General features: G+C 61.3%; 17 protein-coding genes. 8 read left to right on the forward strand and 9 right to left on the reverse strand.

Annotated features, from left to right (window positions below; all coding sequences use genetic code 11):
- Positions 1-602: 602 nt before the first annotated feature.
- From ACSPX5_RS24920 to ACSPX5_RS24935, 4 genes are read left to right on the forward strand one after another with little or no spacing between them, the layout of a single operon-like run.
- Positions 603-1268, forward strand: a complete 666-nt coding sequence (locus tag ACSPX5_RS24920) for an amino acid ABC transporter permease (protein ID WP_007918712.1) — start codon at positions 603-605, stop codon at positions 1266-1268.
- The gene (locus ACSPX5_RS24925) at positions 1249-1908 is read left to right on the forward strand and encodes an amino acid ABC transporter permease (protein WP_007952770.1); all 660 of its coding nucleotides are present in this window, start codon (positions 1249-1251) and stop codon (positions 1906-1908) included. The genes ACSPX5_RS24920 and ACSPX5_RS24925 overlap by 20 nt, the downstream gene beginning before the upstream one ends.
- Entirely contained in the window at positions 1905-2702 is a 798-nt protein-coding gene (locus ACSPX5_RS24930; protein WP_207866825.1) for an amino acid ABC transporter ATP-binding protein, read from the forward strand. The genes ACSPX5_RS24925 and ACSPX5_RS24930 overlap by 4 nt, the downstream gene beginning before the upstream one ends.
- The gene (locus tag ACSPX5_RS24935) at positions 2699-3577 is read left to right on the forward strand and encodes a transporter substrate-binding domain-containing protein (protein WP_323161034.1); all 879 of its coding nucleotides are present in this window, start codon (positions 2699-2701) and stop codon (positions 3575-3577) included. Before ACSPX5_RS24930 ends, ACSPX5_RS24935 begins: the two co-directional genes overlap by 4 nt.
- On the opposite strand, the gene ACSPX5_RS24940 is transcribed toward ACSPX5_RS24935, so the two are convergent.
- Entirely contained in the window at positions 3574-4734 is a 1161-nt protein-coding gene (locus ACSPX5_RS24940) for an AAA family ATPase (protein ID WP_085667646.1), read from the reverse strand. The genes ACSPX5_RS24935 and ACSPX5_RS24940 overlap by 4 nt on opposite strands.
- Positions 4735-4937: 203 nt before the next feature.
- On the opposite strand from ACSPX5_RS24940, the gene ACSPX5_RS24945 reads away from it, so the two are divergent.
- From ACSPX5_RS24945 to ACSPX5_RS24960, 4 genes are all read left to right on the forward strand, one after another.
- A complete protein-coding gene (locus tag ACSPX5_RS24945) occupies positions 4938-6041 on the forward strand; it encodes an efflux RND transporter periplasmic adaptor subunit (protein ID WP_207866828.1) in 1104 nt (367 codons plus the stop codon).
- Positions 6038-7102, forward strand: a complete 1065-nt coding sequence (locus ACSPX5_RS24950) for an efflux RND transporter periplasmic adaptor subunit (protein WP_207866829.1) — start codon at positions 6038-6040, stop codon at positions 7100-7102. The genes ACSPX5_RS24945 and ACSPX5_RS24950 overlap by 4 nt, the downstream gene beginning before the upstream one ends.
- On the forward strand, positions 7099-10164 hold the full coding sequence (locus ACSPX5_RS24955) for an efflux RND transporter permease subunit (RefSeq protein ID WP_207866830.1): 3066 nt from the start codon (positions 7099-7101) through the stop codon (positions 10162-10164). The genes ACSPX5_RS24950 and ACSPX5_RS24955 overlap by 4 nt, the downstream gene beginning before the upstream one ends.
- Positions 10165-10254: 90 nt before the next feature.
- Positions 10255-12507 (forward strand): glycoside hydrolase, encoded by a 2253-nt coding sequence (locus tag ACSPX5_RS24960; RefSeq protein WP_439820451.1) that lies wholly within the window; start codon positions 10255-10257, stop codon positions 12505-12507.
- Positions 12508-12510: 3 nt separating this feature from the next.
- On the opposite strand, the gene ACSPX5_RS24965 is transcribed toward ACSPX5_RS24960, so the two are convergent.
- From ACSPX5_RS24965 to ACSPX5_RS25000, 8 genes are all read right to left on the reverse strand, one after another.
- Positions 12511-13137 (reverse strand): class I SAM-dependent methyltransferase, encoded by a 627-nt coding sequence (locus ACSPX5_RS24965; RefSeq protein WP_439820452.1) that lies wholly within the window; start codon positions 13135-13137, stop codon positions 12511-12513.
- Between the two features lie 48 nt (positions 13138-13185).
- Positions 13186-13830, reverse strand: a complete 645-nt coding sequence (locus ACSPX5_RS24970) for a methionine ABC transporter permease (RefSeq protein ID WP_439820453.1) — start codon at positions 13828-13830, stop codon at positions 13186-13188.
- Positions 13820-14944 carry a methionine ABC transporter ATP-binding protein gene (locus tag ACSPX5_RS24975; RefSeq protein WP_439820454.1) on the reverse strand — a complete coding sequence of 375 codons (1125 nt, stop codon included), beginning with the start codon at positions 14942-14944 and terminating at the stop codon, positions 13820-13822. The genes ACSPX5_RS24970 and ACSPX5_RS24975 overlap by 11 nt, the downstream gene beginning before the upstream one ends.
- A 2-nt stretch (positions 14945-14946) precedes the next feature.
- Positions 14947-15756 (reverse strand): MetQ/NlpA family ABC transporter substrate-binding protein, encoded by an 810-nt coding sequence (locus ACSPX5_RS24980; protein WP_169428378.1) that lies wholly within the window; start codon positions 15754-15756, stop codon positions 14947-14949.
- A 13-nt stretch (positions 15757-15769) separates the two neighbouring features.
- Complete coding sequence (locus ACSPX5_RS24985; RefSeq protein WP_439820455.1) at positions 15770-17134, reverse strand: LLM class flavin-dependent oxidoreductase; 1365 nt, start codon at positions 17132-17134, stop codon at positions 15770-15772.
- Positions 17134-18327, reverse strand: coding sequence for an SfnB family sulfur acquisition oxidoreductase (locus tag ACSPX5_RS24990; RefSeq protein WP_323161041.1), 1194 nt, complete (start codon positions 18325-18327; stop codon positions 17134-17136). The genes ACSPX5_RS24985 and ACSPX5_RS24990 overlap by 1 nt, the downstream gene beginning before the upstream one ends.
- A 24-nt stretch (positions 18328-18351) precedes the next feature.
- On the reverse strand, positions 18352-19593 hold the full coding sequence (locus ACSPX5_RS24995) for an SfnB family sulfur acquisition oxidoreductase (protein WP_439820456.1): 1242 nt from the start codon (positions 19591-19593) through the stop codon (positions 18352-18354).
- Positions 19594-19802: 209 nt separating this feature from the next.
- Complete coding sequence (locus ACSPX5_RS25000) at positions 19803-20567, reverse strand: hypothetical protein (protein ID WP_439820457.1); 765 nt, start codon at positions 20565-20567, stop codon at positions 19803-19805.
- Positions 20568-20860: the final 293 nt, after the last annotated feature.

The raw sequence follows: 20860 nt of genomic DNA on the forward strand, positions 1-20860 counted from the left end.
GTTTTTGTGTGTGCTTCAAAAGCCCCCTCACCCTAACCCTCTCCCGGGGGGAGAGGGGACTGATTGGGGGATGCTGTAGAGGTACGCCGACCTGATTATTCTTCACCGAATCCATAATCGGCTCGGTTTTTCAGGTCGATGTCTGTCGAAAGACAACTCTGTCGGCTCCCTCTCCCAGGGGGAGAGGGGTGGGCGGGCGGCGTTCCGATGAGGGGGCTTTTCGCGTTTGATCTACGCGGTGTGTTTCAACGCTCTGCGCAAAGCCACCAGCCATTTCACGAAATCCTGCGGGTCCGGTCGCTGCGGCACTTTTACGTCCATGTTCTCTTCCTTGTTATGAGTTCAGCCGGGGGAGTCTGGCCAAAAGCTGTTCGTCCTTGGAGGGCTATTACGAAAAAAAGATCCTTCCTACAGCGAAAGGAAAAATAGCCTTCTTATTCTGTCGCGGCAAACCCGCAGGATAGTTTTTTGTGTGATATCAATATGCTTTATCGGTATTTAAATTATGATTTTTATACCTTTAAAGTCGGTGTTTGCAGGACGGCTATCCGCTGTCCATGGACTGCACCATCGTCGCTTACCGAGCGACGTCAGGATGTTTCATGACCTTCGATTACGCATTTATCCTCAGCACCCTGCCGGCGTTTCTCAAAGCCGTGGGTGTGACGCTGCAGGTCGGTTTGATCGCCATCGGCACCTCGCTATTGGTGGCGTTGCTCAATGCGACGATTCTGGTGTTTCGCACGCCTTACCTGCAAAAACTGGTCGGGCTCTATGTGGAGCTGGCGCGCAACACGCCGCTGCTGATCCAGCTGTTCTTCGTCTACTTCGCGCTGCCGGCACTGGGGATCAAGGTTTCCGGTTTCACTGCGGCGATCATCACCATGACGTTTCTCGGCGGCGCCTACCTCACCGAAGTGCTGCGCGCCGGCGTCGATGCGGTGCCCCAGGCGCAGCTCGAATCGGGCCGCTCCATCGGCCTGTCCCACGGCCAGTTGCTGCGTTACGTGATCCTGCCGCAAGCGGGGATCCTCAGCCTGCCGTCGCTGTTCGCCAATTTTATTTTCCTGCTCAAGGAGACCACCGTGGTCTCGGCCGTGGCGGTGCCGGAAATTCTCTACACCACCAAGAGCTACATCGCGCTTTACTACAAAACCTACGAAATGCTCGCCGTGCTGACGCTGATCTGCGTGCTGCTGTTCCTGCCGCTGTCGCTGCTGTTGAGCCGTCTGGAAAGGAGGCTCCAGCATGGCCAGTTCGGGTCTTGAACTGCTCTGGGTGTCGTTGCCGCAACTGGCCAAAGGCGCCGGGCAAACCCTTTCGATCTCCTTCCTCAGTATCGCCATCAGCACCGTCGGCGGCGTGCTCTACGGCGTGCTGCGCACGCTCAACGTGACGTGGCTGAACGCGCTGCTGCGGATCTATCTGGAGCTGTTCCGGGCGATCCCGGTGCTGGTCTGGTTGTACCTGCTGTTTTTCGGTCTGCCGATTTTCTTCGGCCTGAGCCTGCCCAGCTTCTGGTGCGCGGTGCTGGTGCTGTCGCTGTGGGGCGCCAGCGAGGTCGGTGAAGTGGCGCGGGGTGCGCTGCATTCGTTGCCGCGCGGGCAGCGTGAGGCGGGGTTGTCGATCGGTCTGAACGCGGCGCAGCTCTACGGCTACGTGCTGCTGCCCCAGGCGCTGAAGCGCATGACGCCGCCGACCATCAACGTCTACACGCGGATCATCAAGACCAGTTCGCTGGCGGTGCTGATCGGCGTGGTGGATGTGATCAAGGTCGGCCAGCAGATCATCGAGCGCACTTACGAATCGGTGCTGATATACGGCGCGCTGTTCCTGTTTTTCTTTTTCATCTGCTACCCGCTGTCGGCCGCCTCGCGCGTGCTGGAGCGGCGCTGGACGCAAGCATGAGCGCATTGATCGAGTTTCAGGGCTTCAACAAATTCTTCGGCGAACAGCAGGTGCTCAAGGGCATCGACCTGCAAGTGAAGTCCGGCGAAGTGATCGTCATTCTCGGCCCCAGCGGCTGCGGCAAAAGCACTCTGCTGCGTTGCCTCAATGGCCTGGAAACCGCCCACAGCGGCCACCTGAAATTCGCCGGTCGCGAGTTGCTGGACAAGTCCACCGACTGGCGCGAAGTGCGTCAGCAGATCGGCATGGTGTTCCAGAGTTATCACCTGTTCCCGCACATGAGCGTGCTCGACAATTTGCTGCTCGGTCCGCTGAAAGTGCAGAAACGCGAACGCCGCGAAGCACAACAACAAGCCGAAGCATTGCTCGAACGCGTGGGCCTGTCGGACAAGCGCGACGCCTTCCCGCGACAACTCTCCGGTGGCCAGCAGCAACGCATCGCCATCGTCCGCTCGTTGTGCATGAACCCACGGGTCATGCTCTTCGACGAAGTCACCGCCGCCCTTGATCCGGAGATGGTCAAGGAAGTGCTGCAAGTGATTCAGGGCCTGGCCCGCGAAGGCATGACTCTGCTGATCGTCACCCACGAAATGGCCTTCGCCCGCGCGGTGGCCGATCGCATCGTGTTCATGGACGCCGGGCGCATCCTTGAACAGAACCCGCCCGAGCTTTTCTTTACGAACCCGCAAACCGCACGCGCGCAGCAGTTCCTGGAGAAGTTCTCCTACGTCGAAGCCCTGCCTTCAACGACCTCGCCCAAAACGACCCAAACCAAGGAACTGGAACTGCCATGAAAACTGCCAAAGCCCTATTCGCATTACCGCTGATCAGCCTCGCGCTGCTGGCCGGCTGCAACAAGACCGAAGAACCGGCCAAGCCGAAAGTCGCCAGCGAAAGCACCGCGCCAGCGGGTTACCTGGACAAGATCAAGGCCCGCGACAAACTGATCGTCGGCGTATTCACCGACAAACCGCCGTTCGGCTTCGTCAATGAAGCTGGTCGCTATGTCGGCTTCGATACCGACATCGGTCGTCAATTCGCCAAGGATCTGCTGGGCGATGAAAACAAGGTCGAGTTCGTGGCCGTGGAACCGGCGAGCCGCATTCCATTCCTGCAAAGCGACAAGGTGGACCTGATCCTCGCCAACATGACCGTGACCCCGGAGCGCAAGGAAGCGGTGGAATTCACCAACCCGAACCTCAAGGTTGCGGTGCAGGCACTGGTGCCCCAGGGCAGCGACGTGAAGAAGCTCGATGACCTGGCGACCCGCACCACCATCGTCACCACTGGCACCACGGCCGATATCTGGCTGACCAAGAACCACCCGGACTGGAAACTGCTTAAGTTCGAGAAAAACTCCGAGTCCCTGCAAGCCCTGGCCAACGGCCGTGGCGATGCCTACGCCCAGGACAACCTGGTGCTGTTCAGCTGGGCCAAGCAGAACCCGGGCTACCGTGTGCTGGACGAAAAACTTGGCGCCGAAGCGCCGATTGCACCGGCGGTGAAGAAGGGCAATATCGAATTGCGCGATTGGGTGAACACCGAACTGGCCAAGCTTGGGGAAGAGAAATACCTGCTCAAACTGTATGACCAATACGTACGCAAAGAGCTGAGCGATGACACCAAGCCAGAGAGCGTGATTGTCGAAGGCGGGAAGTGGCAGGGCTAATCAGGCCAGTTCCACGCCGGCTCATCCAGAACCCTCTGCCCGACGATTCCGGTCTGGCCGAGGGTTTTTTCCAGCACGATGCAATTGCATTCCGGGTCCTCCTGCAACGCCGAAATCAACCGCCGCGCATGGGACACCACCCACACCTGACACTGCTCCGAGACCCGGATGATCAAGCGCGCCAGCGCCGGCAACAGATCCGGATGCAGGCTGGTTTCCGGTTCGTTCAGCACCATCAGCGAAGGCGGGCGTGGCGTCAGCAGCGCGGCGACCAGCAGCAGATAACGCAACGTGCCATCCGACAGTTCCGCCGCCGACAACGGCCGCAACAAGCCTTCCTGAAAGAACTCGATGGCAAAGCGTCCGCCCGCCAGTGGCGCGATGTTCAGCCGTGCGCCGGGAAAGGCATCGCTGATCGCCGCCTGCAACGCCTCGGGATCGCCGATCTCGCGGATGGTCTGCAACGCCGCCGCCAGATCCCGCCCGTCGTGATGCAGCACCGGCGTGCGCGTGCCCAGTTGCGGCTGGCGCACCGGGGCGTCGGCGTCGCTGCGAAAGTGATCGTAGAAGCGCCAGCGGCGGATAAACTCGCGCATCTGGAACACTTCCGGCGAGGTGCGCAGGCTGCCGACCTGATCGAACAGGCTGTCGAAGTTCGGCGTGTATTGCGCCAGAACATCCCAGCCACGACCTTCACGGGCGCGGATCATCGGCCCGTCGCGATCCACCAGCAGACTGGCCGGACGATAGAGCGGCCCGGCCCAGATGCATTCCTTTTTGATTTCCGGGTCGAGGGAAAAGAACGAAAGGCTTGGCTCCGGCAAACCCAGGGCAATTGAATAGCTGAAGTCCTCCCCGGCAAACCCCAGACGCAGGCGTTTCACGCCCTGGCGCACGGTGGACTGGATCGGCACCTCGCCGTTGCGCATGCGCCGGCTGATGGTTTCCGGCCCGGCCCAGAACGTCGAGTCGAGCCCGCCCTCTCGGGCCAGCGCATTGACCACGCCGCCCTGAGCGGTTTCCGCCAACAGCCGCAGCGCCCGATACAGGTTGGACTTGCCGCTGCCGTTGGGGCCGGTGATCAGGTTCAGCCGACCCAACGGAATCACCAATTTATTGATCGAGCGGTAATTGGCCACCGCGAGGGTCTTGAGCATTGAATCCTCGTTGATCGTTCCCACGCTGTGCGTGGGAATGCATCTGCGTCAAAGGCAGACGCGGAGCGTCCATGGCGGCGTTACCACGCACAGCGTGGGAACGATCACAGGGAGTATAAGATTCGCGCATGCAGACTCGGAACCCTGTTCTAAGCTCACAGTCGTATCGTCACTTGCACGTTCGTACACAGGAAGGAGTCTGCATGGCGAGTCCCGGAATGAAAACAGTGGTCCTGCTGAGCGTGCTCGCTTTGCTCGCCGCTTGCGGCGAAAAAAAGGCTCCCCAGGAGTATCTTCCGCGAGTCTTTGTGCAAGAGGTCAAGCCTGCGGACTACGCGGCGTCGGTGACCCTCACCGGTGACGTCCAGGCCAGGGTGCAGACCGAATTGTCGTTCCGGGTCGGCGGCAAGATCATCCAGCGCATGGTCGATGTCGGTGACCGCGTCTCGGCCAGACAGGTACTGGCCAAGCTCGATCCCAAGGATTTGCAGACCAACGTCGATTCCGCCCAGGCCCAGGTGCTGGCCGAGCAGGCGCGAGTCAAACAGAGCGCTGCCGCGTTCGTCCGCCAGCAGAAACTGTTGCCCAAGGGCTACACCAGCCAGAGCGAATACGATTCCGCGCAGGCGGCGTTGCGCAGCAGCCAGAGTGCCTTGAGCGCGGCTCAGGCGCAGCTGGCCAACGCCAGGGATCAACTGAGCTACACCTCGCTGATCGCCGACGCGCCGGGTGTCATCACCGAGCGTCAGGCCGAAGTGGGTCAGGTGGTTCAGGCCACAGCGCCGATCTTCAGCCTGGCCCGGGACGGCGATCGCGACGCGGTATTCAATGTGTACGAGTCCCTTTTGGCCGAGCGGCCGGCAGAGCGTTCGATTGTCGTCAGCCTGCTCGACAACCCGGCCATCAAGACCACCGGCACCGTGCGCGAAATCACCCCGGCGGTGTCGGCGCAATCCGGCACGGTGCAAGTCAAGGTCACTCTCGACAGCCTGCCTCAGGGTATGCAGCTTGGCTCGGTGGTCAGTGCTACCGCCAAAGGCTCCGGCAAATCGGCGGTGGAGCTGCCCTGGTCGGCGCTGACCAAAAACATCAGCGAACCGGCTGTGTGGATGGTCGACGACAAGGGTGAAGCGCAACTGCACAACGTCACTGTCGGCCGATACCTGACCGGGCACGTGATCATCAGCGAAGGCCTCAAGGGCGGCGAAAAAGTGATCGTTGCCGGTGGGCAATTGCTGCATCCGGGGATGAAAGTCGAGATCGCCGAGAACACCTACAAGGAACTGCAACCGGGAGCACAGCCATGAAGCCTTTATGGGTGTTGTCCATCGGGCTGCTGCTGGTTGCCTGTTCCAAGAGCGAGCCGCCGCCCGAACCGGTGCGGCCGGTGCTGTCGATCAAGGTCCAAGCGCTGAACGAGGAAACCCTCGGTCGTTTCGCCGGCAGCATTCAGGCGCGCTACGAGAGCAACACCGGTTTCCGCGTCGGCGGTCGGATTGCCAGCCGTAACGTCGACGTGGGTGCCGAGGTGGAGAAGGGCACCTTGCTCGCCACTCTCGATCCGTCCGACCAGCAGAACCAGTTGCGCTCGGCCCAGGGTGATCTGGCGAAAGTCGAGGCGCAACTGATCAACGCCCAGGCCAACGCCCGGCGTCAGCAGGCGCTGTTTGATCGTGGTGTCGGCGCCCAGGCGCAACTGGACATCGCCACCACGGATTTGAAAACCACCCAGGCGTCCCTCGACCAGGCGCGGGCGGCAGTCAACCAGAGCAAGGATCAACTCGGCTATACCGAGCTGCGTTCCGACCACAAAGCCGTGGTCACGGCGTGGAACGCCGAGGCCGGCCAAGTGGTGACGGCCGGCCAGCAGGTGGTGACGCTGGCACAACCGGATATCAAGGAAGCGGTGATCGATCTGCCGGACACGCTGGTTGATCAGATCCCCAGCGACGTGGTGTTTCTGGTGGCCGCACAACTCGATCCGAGCATCAATACCACGGCGGTCATTCGTGAAATCGAACCCCAGGCGCAAAGCGCCACGCGCACCCGTCGTGCCCGGTTAACCCTGGCCAGCACGCCACCCGGATTCCGCCTCGGCACGGCAATCAGCGTGACCCTCAGTTCAGCGATCAAACCGAGAATCGAATTGCCTGCGACGGCCTTGCAGGAGGTCGACGGCAAAACCCGGATTTGGGTGATCGACCCGCAAAGTAAAACCGTCGCCCCGCGTGACATCAGCGTAACCAGCCGCACCGACAGCACCGTGGTGCTGGCCGGCGGAGTCAAGTCCGGCGAGCGTGTGGTCAGCGCCGGCGTCAACAGCCTCAAATCCGGACAAGCCGTGAAACTCGACGAGGACAGTCAATGAAAGGGTCTTTCAATCTCTCCGAATGGGCCCTCAAGCATCAGTCTTTCGTCTGGTATCTGATGTTCGTCGCATTGCTCATGGGGGTGTTTTCCTACTTCAATCTGGGGCGCGAGGAAGACCCGTCGTTCACCATCAAGACCATGGTGATCCAGACCAAGTGGCCGGGCGCGACCCAGGAGGAAACGCTCAAGCAGGTCACCGACCGCATCGAGAAAAAACTCGAAGAACTCGATTCCCTCGACTACGTGAAAAGCTACACGCGCCCCGGTGAGTCCACGGTCTACGTGTACCTGCGCGACACCACCAGTGCCAAGGACATTCCGGAAATCTGGTACCAGGTGCGCAAGAAGATCGACGACATTCGCGGCCAGTTTCCCCAGGGGATTCAGGGGCCGGGATTCAACGATGAGTTTGGTGACGTGTTCGGCTCGGTCTATGCCTTCACGGCCGATGGTCTGACGATGCGGCAACTGCGCGACTACGTGGAACAGGCGCGCGCCGAGATCCGCAACGTGCCGGGGCTGGGCAAGATCGAGATGGTCGGCCAGCAGGACGAAGTGATCTACCTGAACTTCTCCACCCGCAAGCTGGCGGCGCTGGGCATCGATCAACGCCAGGTGGTGCAGAGCCTGCAATCGCAGAACGCCGTGACCCCGGCGGGTGTGATCGAAGCCGGGCCCGAGCGGATTTCGGTGAGAACCTCCGGGCAGTTCGCCTCGGAAAAGGACTTGGCGGAGGTCAATCTCAAACTCAATGACCGCTTCTATCGTCTGGCCGACATCGCTGAAATCAGCCGTGGCTACGTCGATCCGGCAACCCCGGAATTCCGCTTCGACGGCAAGCCGGCCATCGGTCTGGCGATCGCCATGCAGAAGGGCGGCAACGTCCAGGCCTTCGGCAAGGCGCTGCACGAGCGCATCGATCAGCTCACCGCCGACTTGCCGGTGGGTGTAGGCGTGCACACCGTTTCCGATCAGGCGGTGGTGGTGGAAGAAGCCGTCGGCGGCTTCACCAGCGCGTTGTTCGAAGCGGTGATCATCGTGCTGGTGGTCAGTTTCATCAGCCTTGGCGTTCGAGCCGGGCTGGTGGTGGCGTGCTCGATTCCGTTGGTGCTGGCCATGGTGTTCGTCTACATGGAATACAGCGGCATCACCATGCAGCGGATTTCCCTTGGAGCGCTGATCATCGCCCTCGGGCTGCTGGTGGACGACGCGATGATCACCGTGGAGATGATGGTCACGCGCCTGGAAATGGGCGAGACCAAGGAGCAGGCCGCGACGTTTGCCTACACCTCCACAGCGTTTCCGATGCTCACCGGTACGCTGGTGACCGTGGCCGGTTTCGTGCCGATCGGTCTCAACGCCAGCTCCGCCGGTGAGTACACCTACACGCTGTTTGCGGTGATCGCGGTGGCAATGATTGTGTCGTGGGTGGTGGCGGTGTTCTTCGCGCCGGTGATCGGCGTGCATATCCTCAGCACCAACGTAAAACCCCACGAAGCGGAGCCGGGGCGTATCGGGCGAGCGTTCAATCACGGTTTGTTGTGGTCGATGCGCAACCGCTGGTGGTGCATCGGCATCACCGTGCTGTGCTTCGTGCTCGCGGTGTTTTGCATGCGCTTTGTGCAGAACCAGTTCTTCCCGTCTTCCGACCGTCCGGAAATTCTGGTCGACCTCAACCTGCCGCAAAACGCCTCCATCGATGAAACCCGCAAGGCCGTCGACAAACTCGAAGCCACACTCAAGGGCGACCCGGACATCGTGCGCTGGAGCACTTACATCGGCCAGGGTGCGATCCGTTTCTACCTGCCCCTCGACCAGCAATTGCAGAACCCGTACTACGCGCAACTGGTGATCGTCAGCAAAGACTTCAAGGCCCGCGAAGCCTTGAGCCAGCGCCTGCGAGATCGTCTGCGCAAGGACTTCGTCGGCATCGGCAGCTACGTGCAGGCCCTGGAAATGGGCCCGCCGGTGGGGCGCCCGATTCAGTACCGGGTCAGCGGCAAGGACATCGATCAGGTGCGCAAGCACGCCATCGACCTCGCCACTGAACTGGACAAGAGTCCGCACATCGGCGAGATCATTTACGACTGGAACGAGCCCGGCAAAGTCCTGCGCATCGACATCGCCCAGGACAAGGCGCGTCAGCTCGGACTGTCCTCGGAAGATGTGGCCAACCTGATGAACAGCATTGTCAGTGGCTCGCCGCTGACTCAGGTCGACGACGATATCTACCTGATCAATGTGGTCGGGCGGGCGGTGGATTCCGAACGCGGCACACCGGAAACCCTGCAGAACCTGCAGATCGTCACGCCCAACGGTACGTCGATTCCGCTGCTGGCCTTCGCCACCGTGCGCTATGAACTGGAGCAGCCGCTGGTGTGGCGTCGCGACCGTCTGCCGACCATCACCATCAAGGCCTCGGTGCGCGATGAAATCCAGCCGACCGACCTGGTGAAAGTCCTCAAACCGACCATTGACGCCTTCGCCGCCAAGCTGCCGGTGGGGTACAAGGTCGCCACGGGCGGTACGGTCGAAGAGAGCGGCAAGGCCCAGGGGCCGATTGCCAAGGTGCTGCCGCTGATGCTGTTCCTGATGGCGACTTTCCTGATGATCCAGTTGCACAGCGTGCAGAAGCTGTTCCTGGTGGCCAGTGTCGCGCCGCTCGGGCTGATCGGCGTGGTGCTGGCGCTGGTGCCGACCGGTACGCCGATGGGCTTCGTGGCGATCCTGGGGATTCTGGCGCTGATCGGCATCATCATCCGCAACTCGGTGATCCTCGTGACGCAGATCGAAGAGTTCGAGCACAAGGGCTACTCGCCCTGGGATGCGGTGGTGGAAGCGACCGAGCACCGGCGCCGGCCGATTCTGCTGACCGCCGCAGCGGCGAGCATGGGCATGATCCCGATCGCCCGGGAAGTGTTCTGGGGCCCGATGGCCTACGCGATGATCGGCGGGATTGTGGTGGCGACACTGCTGACGCTGCTGTTCCTGCCGGCGCTGTATGTGGCCTGGTACAAGATTCGCGAGCCGAAGAAAGACGCTTCGACATCGGCACATTAAGTCCGCTTGTTACATATTTGCGAAGGGCCTGACTTACAGCGTCGGCGTATTCGGTTAACGTCCCTCCTCCTTTAGGAGAAGGGACGTCTGATGCTGACCGTTACCTGCTGGCTGCGCGCGCTATTGCTGATTGCCGGTTTATGCCTGTCGTCCCTGTCCTGGGCCGACACGCTATTGGAAAACTCGCTGTGGCGCGTGCAACTCGATCCGGCAACGCTGGCTGTCCATATCACCCCTGCGGGCCGTGAGACGGTGCTGGCGTCGACGGGAATTGCCCCGCACAAGGTCAGTCGGTTGAGCAAGCGCAACAACCGCCTCGACTGGCAATGGGATGACGGAGCCTGGTCCCTCAGCGCCACGCTCGATGAGCGTGATCTGTCCTTCTCGATCACGGCGCGTGAGCCCGCAGAACTGGAATTTCTGCGTCAGCCCGCCCGCGGGATGGGCAAGGGGCTGGTCTGGCCACTGGCCGAGGGGCACTACGTGCCGCGTGGCGATCCGGTGTGGCAGGCATTTCTGTTGAATCAGGGTGAATTCAATACCACTCAGGACCTGAGTTTGCCGCTCTGGGGTGTTGAACATGACGGATTCAGCCTGCACTGGCTGATGACCAATCCCTACAACAATCGGCTGCTGTTCAGTGCCCAAGGCAAGGCGTTGGCACTGTCGGCCCGGCATCGCTTCACGTCACTCGAACCATCGGCGCCATTGACGTTCACCCTGTTCCTCGGGGTGGCCGACCCGTTGGCCGGCGCCAAGCGCTACCGGCAGTGGCTGATCGATAACGGTCGTTATGAAACCTTGACCAGCAAATTCCTGAAAACACCTGAGGCGAAGCGGCTGTCGGGCGCCAGTCATCTGTACTTGTGGGGCAACGACCTGCTGGGGGCCAAAGATGTGCGCAGTTGGCCCATGCTGCTCGACATCTTGCGCGGTGGTGGCTCGCTGGCCAGTGGCCTGAAAGCGGGAATGGATCGTGAGGCGTTGCAGATCCTGGCCACTGGCAGGGAGTTGAACGGCTATCAGAAAAAAGTGCTTTTGCGCGGTCTCAATCACGCCCTGAATACCCTGGCGCGCAAGACCTGGCAGGCCCGGGCCGTGCCGGACATGCGGGCGCTGGTCAACGGTTACGCCGACGTGCGCGCACAAGTGGCAGCCGACCTCGGTGAGGCGCTGACCCCCGAACCCGAGCGCTGGGGCAGCACGTTTTCGCTGGATACGATCAAGCAATTACAGAACGCCGGGCTGTCCCGTTTGTGGTTGGGACTGGGTGAGGGCTGGGAGGGCGGACTCTGGCACCCCGAGACGATCAAGGCAGGCGTGGCGGCGGGCTATCTGATCGCACCGTACGATTCCTATGAAACGGCGCTGAGCCGTGGTGAGAATCCTGATTGGACCACCGCACATCTGGGGGACAGGGCAAATCTCGAGTGTGCAATCGTGAAGAGCGACGGAACGCTGAAAAGCGGCTTCCAGCAATCGGGGCATTACACCGACCCTCGCTGCGTGCGGCCGCTGCTTGAGCAACGGGTCGCGGCCATTCGCGACGCCGCCGGTTTCAACAGCTGGTTTCTCGATGCCTATGCCACCGGCATGCTGTTCGACAGCTACCGTCCCGGGGCAACGATGACCCAGGCACAGAATGCCGAAGGCAACATCGGGGCATCACGCTGGATCAATGAAGTGCTGAAGCTGCCCGCCGGCTCGGAGGATGGCAACGCAACGACCGCGCAAGGCGTGCTGTTCGCCCATGGCATGCAGACGCCGGTGATCGGTTGGGGCGACGTCGAAATGAGCAAGAAAACCGAATCCAGGTACTTTGCAGGCAAGTGGTATCCGCCGGAGCAGCCAGAGGTTTTCTTCAAACCTGTGCCGATCAAAGAGTCGTTGCGGCGTATTCACTTTGATCCGGCCAGCCGTTTGCCGTTGTATCAGGCGGTGTTCCATGGCTCGGTGATCACGTCCCACCATTGGCTGTTCGATAGCCTGAAACTGACCAATGTACGGGCGGACAACGAACTTGCGCAGTTGCTCTACAACGTTGCGCCGCTGTATCACCTCAGTGTCGACACGCTTGCGCAGCGATTGCCGCAGATTGCCCGTCAGGATGCGTTCTTCCGGCCTTTGCATGAACGTCTGGCGACCCAGGCACTCACCGGTTTCGAATGGTTGAGCGCGGACCGGCTGCTTCAGCAGACATCCTTTGAAGACGGCACGCGCTTGCTGGCCAACTTTGATGTGCAGGCGCACGAGGTACAGGGGCAGATCCTTCCCGGGCGGAGCATCACGGTGCGCTCGCCGGAGAGCGCACCTGCCTTGTATCAGGTCGAGACCAAGCCCTGAGTCTCAGCGCTTGCGCCAGACACTCGCCAGCCAAGGCTGCTGTTCACGCGGCAGTCCCGCCGGTCGGTAGTAATGCTCCAGCTCCGCGAACCCTGCCGCCGTCAGCAATCCGCGCCATGCCTCCAGATCGTGATACGACCCATAACGCGGCCCGTTCCAGCCCTCACGGTTATCCCCACGCGGGTTGGAACTGAACAGCACGCCGCCCGGTTTCAATGTCCCGTGCAACTGCTTCAAGACTCGTGGCAATTCCTGCAACGGCACATGAAACAGCACCGCGTTGGCGAAGATGCCGTCGAAGCGTTCTGCCGGCAGATCCAGCTTCAGGAAATCCTGGCACCACACTTCACAGCCACTGTCCTCCCGAGCCATCTGCGCGAATTTTTCCGCACCGTCGAGGCCGACGGCTATGTGACCCATCCGTGTGAAAGTCTGCAAATCCCGACCCGGTCCGCAGCCGAAATCGAGGATGGAAAACGGCGCGTCACCCTGGATGTGGCGCAGCAGGGCGTCGATGTTCTGGCTGACATCGTGATCGCGGGTGCCCTCACGAAAATCCTCGGCCACCGAGTTGTAGTGGCCGAGGGTGGTGGAGGTGATCTGTTCCAGATCGGTGGGGGTCTGTTTCATGGTCGGGCTGCGCTGGCAATGGATGTTGCCGACTATACGCCATGCAGTTCAGCGCTTGTTCAACCCACGCGCCAGACGATCGCCGCCCAGCTGAATCACCGCCACCAGCGCCACCAGCAGCACGATCACGGTCAGCATGATCTGACTGTCGAAACGTTGATAACCATAGCGATAGGCGATGTCACCCAGTCCGCCGGCGCCAATCGCTCCGGCCATCGCCGAGGAGTTGATCATCGTCACCAGCGTAATGGTGAACCCGCCGACAATCCCTGGCAGCGCTTCGGGCAACAGCACGTGCCAGACGATATGCCAGCGTCGGCAGCCCATGGCTTGCGCGGCTTCGATCAAACCGTGGTCCACCTCGCGCAGGCTCACTTCGGCGATCCGCGCAAAAAACGGCGTGGCCGCGATGGTCAGCGGCACAACGGCGGCCCATACGCCGTAGGTGGTGCCGACGATCAGCCGGGTGAACGGGATCAGCGCGACCATCAGGATCAGGAACGGAATCGAGCGAAACAGGTTCACGAATGCACCCAGAGCGCGGTTCAGAATTGGCGCTTCATAGATCCCGCCCTTGTCGCTGGTGACCAGAATCACCGCCATCGGAATCCCGGCGAGCAACGCGATCAGCGACGACACGCCGACCATCAGAAACGTATCGATGAAACCCTGCAACAAGCGATCAAACCACATAGCCCAGCACCTCCGTGCGTTGCGCCCATTGGCCGGCACGCTGACGCAATTCCTCGGCGTTCAGCTTTGATCCCGCCACTGCCAGCAACAGTTGCCCTAGCGCGTGGCCCTGAATCCGTTCCACACCGCCCTGGAGCAATTTCACCCGGCCACCAAGCGCGGCGAACAGCGCGGCCAGATCCGGTTCATCCTGCTGGCGGCCGGTGAACTGCAAACGCAGCACCACAGATGCATCGGACGACGACGGTTGCGCCTGCAGACGGCTTTGCAACTCTTCGGGCAAGGCGTGTTGCAACGGCGCGAGCAAGGTCTGGCTGACCTCGTGTTGCGGGTTGCCGAACACTTCCCAGACCGGGCCTTGTTCGACGATGCGGCCATGTTCCAGCACGACGACGCGGTCGCAGATTTCCCGGATCACAGCCATCTCGTGAGTGATCAGCACGATGGTCAGGCCCAGGCGTTTGTTGATCTCGCGCAGCAGGCCGAGGATTGACTGGGTGGTTTCTGGATCCAGCGCCGAAGTGGCTTCGTCACACAGCAGAATGTCCGGGTCATGCACCAGCGCGCGGGCGATGCCGACACGCTGTTTCTGCCCGCCGGACAGCTGCGCCGGATACGCCTTGTGCTTGGCTTGCAGGCCCACCAGCTCCAGCAGTTCGCGAACCTTTTTCTCCCGCTGTTCTTTCGGGACGCCGGCGACTTTCAGTGGCAGCTCGACGTTCTGCCACACCGTTTTCGCCGACATCAGGTTGAAGTGCTGAAAGATCATGCCGATCCGCCGACGCAGGGTGACGAGGCGATCCTCGTCATACTCGCCGATGTCCACCTGATCGATCAGCACTCGGCCCGAGGTCGGTTGTTCGAGGCGGTTGATGGTGCGGATCAGCGACGACTTGCCGGCGCCGCTGCGGCCGATGATGCCGAACACTTCACCGCGCTGGATCGCCAGGTCGATGCCTTGCAGGGCTGCGACCGGGCCTTGCTTGCCGTCGTAGGTTTTGCCCAGCCCGATGAAGCGCACATGGGCGCGGTTCAGCTCGGGATGCAGTTCGGTGCGCTCCGCGAGCGCGGGTGGCTCTGGAAGATCCAGTCGCCGTTGGATGGCTGCGGTCATCCTCAGCTTTCCCAACCGGCCTGGTACAGCTTGCCATGGGCCTTGTCCAGCGCGGCGCGAACGGCCGGCGAATGCTGGTAGATGTCGACGAACTTGATCAGGCGCGGGTCGGTCTTGCTCTTGGGCTGGATCACGAACTGGATCACGTATTCCTTGTGGTCGAGGCCGTCGAACAGCAGCGCGGAACCTGCGTCGAAGGTCTTCGCCAATCGGATGTAGGCCGGGTAGCCCTGGACCAGATCAGCGTCATCGTAGGCGCGCACCAGTTGCACGGCTTCGACCTGGAGGATCTTGATCTTCTTCGGATTGGCGACGATGTCGTCTTCGGTTGCCTTGTAGCCGACGCCCGGTTTCAACGTGATCAGACCGGCCTTGGCCAGCAGTTGCAGGCCGCGTCCGCTGTTGATCGGGTCGTTGGCGATGGCGACGCTGGCGCCCTCAGGCAACTCATCGAAGCTTTTGTATTTCTTCGAGTACAGGCCGACGTTGTTGATGATCCCCGGGGCAAACGGCACCAGGTCAAAACCGGAAGCAGCCTTGGCGTTTTCCAGGAACGGGATGTGCTGGAAGTAGTTCACGTCGATGTCACCGGCGGCGAGGCTGACGTTGGGCGCGATCCAGTCGGTGAACTCCACGAGTTCGACTTTCAGGCCTTGTTTGGAGGCTTCTTCGACGGCAGCTTCCAACGGAATCGCGAAGGCGGCGGTGGTGCCGATTTTCAACGGCGCGTCGGCGGCGAAAATGGCCGAGCTGAACAGGCCGAAGGCCAGGGCCAGTGCTTTGACTGGGTGGGACAGAAGCTTCTTGGTCATGGTGGTTTTCCAGTCAGTGCGAGGAGGTGTGTCGGTAGTGGGCGCCCGTGTGTTGCTGCGGCAAGTGCGCTTCGCCGTGAAACAGTTTTTCCCGCAGGCTGCCGGTGTCGTACGCGGTCTTGTACGAGCCGCGCCGTTGCAGTTCCGGAATCACCAGATCGATGAAATCCACATAGCTTTCCGGGGTGACGATGCGGGTCAGGTTGAAGCCATCGAGACCGGTTTCGGCGATCCATGATTCCAGCTCATCCGCCACTTGCTGCGGGGAGCCGACCACGGTGATGTAGCGCCCGCCCAGAGCGTGCTGGTCGAGTAACTTGCGGCGGGTCCAGTCGTTGTTCTGCAGGTTTTTGGTGGCGGACTGGATCGCGTTGCTCTTGACGTACTGGATCGGTTCGTCGATTTCGTACTGGGAAAAATCGATCCCGGTGGACGCCGAAAAATGCGCCACGCCCGCTTCGGCGCTGGCGTAGCTCAGGTATTCGGCGTGCTTGGCCCAGGCCTCTTCTTCGGTCTCGCCGACGATCACGTTCAGGCCCATGAACACCTTGATGTCCTCGGGATTGCGCCCGGCTTCGACGGCGCTGGCACGGACCTTGTCCACCTGAACCTTGGTCGACGGTTTGTTCTGGCCACTGATGAACACGCACTCGGCATGGCGTCCGGCGAACAGCAGACCCCGATCCGAACTGCCAGCCTGGAACAGCACCGGCGTGCGCTGCGGAGACGGCTCGCACAGGTGATAACCCTCGACCTGATAGAACTCGCCCTTGTGCTCGACCTTGTGCACCTTGTCCGGCTGCGCGTAGATCCGCTGCTGCGGATCGTTGAGCACCGCACCGTTTTCCCAACTGCCTTCCCAGAGTTTGTAGAGCACTTCGAGGTACTCGTCGGCCTGGTCGTAACGCCGGTCATGCTCGACCTGCTCACTCAGGCCCATGGCCTTGGCGGCGCTGTCCAGATAGCCGGTGACGATGTTCCAGCCCACCCGCCCACGGCTCAGGTGGTCGAGGGTCGACATGCGTCGGGCGAACAGATACGGCGGCTCGTAGGTGAGGTTGGCGGTCAGGCCGAAGCCGAGGTTTTTGGTCACCGCGGACATCGCCGATACCAGCAGCAGTGGATCGTTGACCGGCAGCTGGATCGACTCTTTCAACGTGACGTCAACCGAGTTCTGGTAGACGTCGTACACGCCGACGATGTCGGCGATGAACAGTCCGTCGAACAGCCCGCGCTCCAGCAATTGCGCCAGTTCGGTCCAGTACTCGATGGTCTTGTATCGGGTCGAGGTGTCGCGGGGATGCGTCCACAACCCGTGGTTGATGTGGCCGATGCAGTTCATGTTGAACGCATTGAGCAGGATCTTTTTCTTGCTCATCAGATGGTCCCTCGCAGCGGAGGGTTTTCATCGTTGAGGTAGTAATTGCCCACCGCGTGATACTTCCAGCGCACTGGATCGTGCAGGGTGTGCACCCGGGCGTTGCGCCAGTGACGGTCGAGGCCGTGCTCGATCAGGGTGGCCTGGCTGCCGGCCAGTTCGAACAACGTGCTGCCGGCGGCCAGAGAGATTTCGGTGCTGATCGCCCGCGCTTCGGCGACGGCAATCGAGGCTGCTGCAACCGTCTCGGCGTTGGTCTCGGCCTGGGCCGCATCGAGGAATTCGCCGGCGCGTTCGAGCAAGGCCTCGCTGGCGTGCAGGCGGATGCTCAGGTGGCCGAAGCTTTTGAGGGTCAGCGGGTCTTCGGTGGCCTTGTCGTTGCCCGAATCGATCCATGGACGGGTCTTGCTGCGTACGAAGTGCAGCGCATCTTCGAAGGCGGCGCGGGCGATGCCGGTGTCGATGGCGGCGTGGAGGATCTGCGCCAGCGGGCCCACCGGGGTCGGGCGTTCGAAAGCGCTCTGGAAAGGGATGACATCTTCGGCGGCGACATACACGTCTTCGAACACCACCGAGCCGCTGCCGGTGGTGCGCTGGCCGAAGCCGCTCCAGTCGTCGATCACGGTCAGGCCTTTGCTGTCACGCGGGACGAAGGCCAGTTGCTGCACGCCGTTTTCATCGACCACGGACGTTGGAATCCGTTGGGCGTAAATGGCACCGGTTGCATAGAACTTGCGGCCGTTGATGCGATAGCCGCTGCCGTCGCGTTTGAGGCTGGTGACACGGTCGTGGGCGGTCCTGGTGCCCAGTTCCGCCAGAGCATTGCCGAAGCGCTGACCAGCGAGGACTTCAGCGTAGAGACGTTGTTTCTGCTCGTGGCTGCCGTTTACCCGGAGCACTTCGAGGGCATAGAAATGGTTCTGCGGAATCTGCCCGAGCGAGCCATCGGCCCGGGCGATCAGGGCGATGACTTTGGCCAGCGTCACGTTGGACACGCCGGCGCCGCCGTACTCCTTGGGCACGCTGATGCCCCACAGGCCGGAGCGGGAAAACACGTCGAGTTCCGGCAGCGGCAGGCGGCGTTCGCGGTCGCGCAGGTTGCTGTCGCGCTGGAAGTCTTCGGCCAGGTCACTGGCCACGATCAGGGCTTGCTCGTCGCTGGTGATGACCGCGACGGGATGGGAAAAGGTCATAGGTTTTCTCCAGATGTCTGGTCGTCAGATCCAGGAATGGCGAGCCGGCAACTTGCCGTTGAGGCGCCAGGCGCCGACCGCGTGGTATTTCCAGCGCACCGGGTCGTGCAGGGTGTGCACCCGGGCATTGCGCCAGTGACGGTCGAGGTTGAATTCGGCGAGGGTGGCGCGGCTGCCGGCCAGTTCGAAGAGTTTTTCGCTGGCCAGCAGCGAGATCTCGGTGGTCAGCACCTTGGCTTCGGCCACGGCAATCGAGGCGCGGGCGGCGGATTCGGCGGTGAGTGGTGCGGCGTGCACCTGATCCAGCACTTGCCCGGCCTTGCACAGCAGCGCCTCGGCGGCGTGCAGTTCGATTTTCAGTTTGCCGATGTCGGCGATCACGTAGAGATCGTCGCTGGCGCGTTCGACCTTGGCATCGATCCACGGCCGGGCGCGGGTCTTGACGAATTCGATGGCGTCATCGATGGCGCCGCGGGCGATGCCGGCGTCGATGGCCGCTTGAATCAGCTGCGACACCGCGCCTTGGGTATTGGGCTTTTCGTTGATCTTCCAGTTGTCCACCACAAGGCCAGCGTCGACTCGCACGTTGTGCAGCAGGATCGTTCCGCTGGCGGTGGTGCGCTGGCCGAAACCGGACCAGTCATCGACGATGCGCAGACCCGGTGTGCCACGGCGGACGAAGGCCAGCACTTGCTTGCCGTCATCGTTGAGTGCCTTGACCGCGACCCAGTGGGCGAACAGTGCGCCGGTGGAATAGAACTTCTGGCCGTTGATCACGTAGTCATCACCATCGGCGGTGATGCGCGCTTTCAGTTCCAGGGTGTCCTTGGTGCCGCGTTCCGGCCCGGCGTTACCGATGCGCCAGCCTTCGAGCACACTCTGCAACAGCTGCTGTTTCTGCGCTTCTGTGGCGCTGCCGAGGATCAGGTTGATGATGCCGAACTGGTTCTGCGGGATCTGCCCCAGTGCCGGGTCGGCCGCGGAAATGATCGCGAACACCTCGGCCAGGGTGACGAAGGAAACCTGCGGCCCGCCGTACTCGCGCGGGATGGCAATACTGCCCAGGCCGCTGCGGGTGAATTGCTCGATTTCTGCCCACGGCAGCTTGCGCTGACGGTCGCGTCTGGCGGCCTGCACGCGGGCGACTTGCGCCAGTTCATGTGCAGCCTTGATGGCTTGAGCGTCGTTGCGCAGCACTTGTGCGGGCAACAACAACGGGGCGATGTCCAGATCACTCTGGACGTTTGCGTCTGCCAGACTGGACATCAGTGCCACTCCTTGGCTGCACGCAATGCCCTGGCGATCCGCACTGGGGTGATTGGGTTCCGGACCATGTTACCTACCTCACATCTCATGAAAAACGCCGCAAAAGTGCGGCGAACGAAAGAATGTCCGGTGGTCCGGTTCATATACCCTAAGCGCGTATAAAATTTAAATAAACTAACTTTTAGGAATATGCATAGAAGATCGAAAGCTCACTCGACTTTGCGCTCCGCGGCCATGGGAATTTGCCTCAAGGGCACTTTCAGATAAGGATTCACGCAGCCAATCTTCAGGGTGCGTGGCGGCGCCCAGCGCGAGTTGTTGCCCACTCGATCAATGACGCAGTAAGTCACATCCAGTCGCAGGTCTTCGCCCGCTTCAACGATGATTGCCGGCGGCACCCAGACCTGGATTCCCTGGCCGACATCGGCTTGCGTGACAGGGGGCAGATCCATCCGCGCATCACCCCAGCGCAGAGTGATTTCGTCGCCTTCGGCCATGTTCAGGTAAGGCTCGATGGTCAGAGGGACGCCGCGCTTGATCTGACTCGGGTTGACCCCGCGCCGGCGGATGACGTCTGGAAGGCTGACCGGCAGCAGATACTGATTTTCTTCCTCGCATCCCGGCGCAGGTTGCCCGCCCGGGCAGTCGAGCTTGACCTCAAACCGGGCGCTGGGCGACAAGGCCGGGTTTCTTCCGACCTGCATGACCCGGTAATGCACGCAGGGTGTACCGTTGACAATGAAGCTCTCGGGTACCCGCAGGCAAATCGTGCTTCCGACATCCCCGGCATTCAGCACGCGGGAAGCGACGTAGCAGCCATCCCAGAACAGCTCGATCAAGTCGCCGCTGTCCATCTCGTCATACGGTTCGATTTCGAGTGACAGGTTGGCGGCCGCCATGAGGTTGATTCCGGTGCCATGGGTTTGCTCCAGGGCCGGCGGTGCCAATTTCGGGATGATTGAAATGCAGGTCATCGGTTTCTCTCCTTGAAGTCTTGCAGCGAAGTCCGTTTTCGAAAGAACGAATGGCGTGTATTACCCGGCAATAAAACTTTGGAGTCTCGTACAAGTTATAAAGGAACTTGTTGAACTAGCGTTTGCCGGTTGATGACTAGATAAGAGTTCGCCGGAAGAGGTGTCAAGCGAGCGGATTAGTTAATCCGTGAATTACCAGTTAATCAGAAACGTCCTACGTTGTTATAGCAATAGGACTAGGCGTGACAAGGAACCTGGCTACAGGTTTTGGCGGTTTTCAGCGTGTTTCGTCG

It is taken from the genome of Pseudomonas sp. HLG18 (assembly GCF_051903985.1).
Lineage (GTDB): Bacteria > Pseudomonadota > Gammaproteobacteria > Pseudomonadales > Pseudomonadaceae > Aquipseudomonas > Aquipseudomonas fluorescens_BT.

Coding starts and splice junctions, on each gene's coding strand:
- ACSPX5_RS24920 (WP_007918712.1), top strand. CDS start 603: ATGACCTTCGATTACGCATTTATCCTCAGCACCCTGCCGGCGTTTCTC.
- ACSPX5_RS24980 (WP_169428378.1), bottom strand. CDS start 15,756: ATGACCAAGAAGCTTCTGTCCCACCCAGTCAAAGCACTGGCCCTGGCC.
- ACSPX5_RS24925 (WP_007952770.1), top strand. CDS start 1,249: ATGGCCAGTTCGGGTCTTGAACTGCTCTGGGTGTCGTTGCCGCAACTG.
- ACSPX5_RS24960 (WP_439820451.1), top strand. CDS start 10,255: ATGCTGACCGTTACCTGCTGGCTGCGCGCGCTATTGCTGATTGCCGGT.
- ACSPX5_RS24940 (WP_085667646.1), bottom strand. CDS start 4,734: ATGCTCAAGACCCTCGCGGTGGCCAATTACCGCTCGATCAATAAATTG.
- ACSPX5_RS24985 (WP_439820455.1), bottom strand. CDS start 17,134: ATGAGCAAGAAAAAGATCCTGCTCAATGCGTTCAACATGAACTGCATC.
- ACSPX5_RS24975 (WP_439820454.1), bottom strand. CDS start 14,944: ATGACCGCAGCCATCCAACGGCGACTGGATCTTCCAGAGCCACCCGCG.
- ACSPX5_RS24950 (WP_207866829.1), top strand. CDS start 6,038: ATGAAGCCTTTATGGGTGTTGTCCATCGGGCTGCTGCTGGTTGCCTGT.
- ACSPX5_RS24930 (WP_207866825.1), top strand. CDS start 1,905: ATGAGCGCATTGATCGAGTTTCAGGGCTTCAACAAATTCTTCGGCGAA.
- ACSPX5_RS24990 (WP_323161041.1), bottom strand. CDS start 18,327: ATGACCTTTTCCCATCCCGTCGCGGTCATCACCAGCGACGAGCAAGCC.
- ACSPX5_RS24995 (WP_439820456.1), bottom strand. CDS start 19,593: ATGTCCAGTCTGGCAGACGCAAACGTCCAGAGTGATCTGGACATCGCC.
- ACSPX5_RS24945 (WP_207866828.1), top strand. CDS start 4,938: ATGGCGAGTCCCGGAATGAAAACAGTGGTCCTGCTGAGCGTGCTCGCT.
- ACSPX5_RS24935 (WP_323161034.1), top strand. CDS start 2,699: ATGAAAACTGCCAAAGCCCTATTCGCATTACCGCTGATCAGCCTCGCG.
- ACSPX5_RS24970 (WP_439820453.1), bottom strand. CDS start 13,830: ATGTGGTTTGATCGCTTGTTGCAGGGTTTCATCGATACGTTTCTGATG.
- ACSPX5_RS24965 (WP_439820452.1), bottom strand. CDS start 13,137: ATGAAACAGACCCCCACCGATCTGGAACAGATCACCTCCACCACCCTC.
- ACSPX5_RS25000 (WP_439820457.1), bottom strand. CDS start 20,567: ATGACCTGCATTTCAATCATCCCGAAATTGGCACCGCCGGCCCTGGAG.
- ACSPX5_RS24955 (WP_207866830.1), top strand. CDS start 7,099: ATGAAAGGGTCTTTCAATCTCTCCGAATGGGCCCTCAAGCATCAGTCT.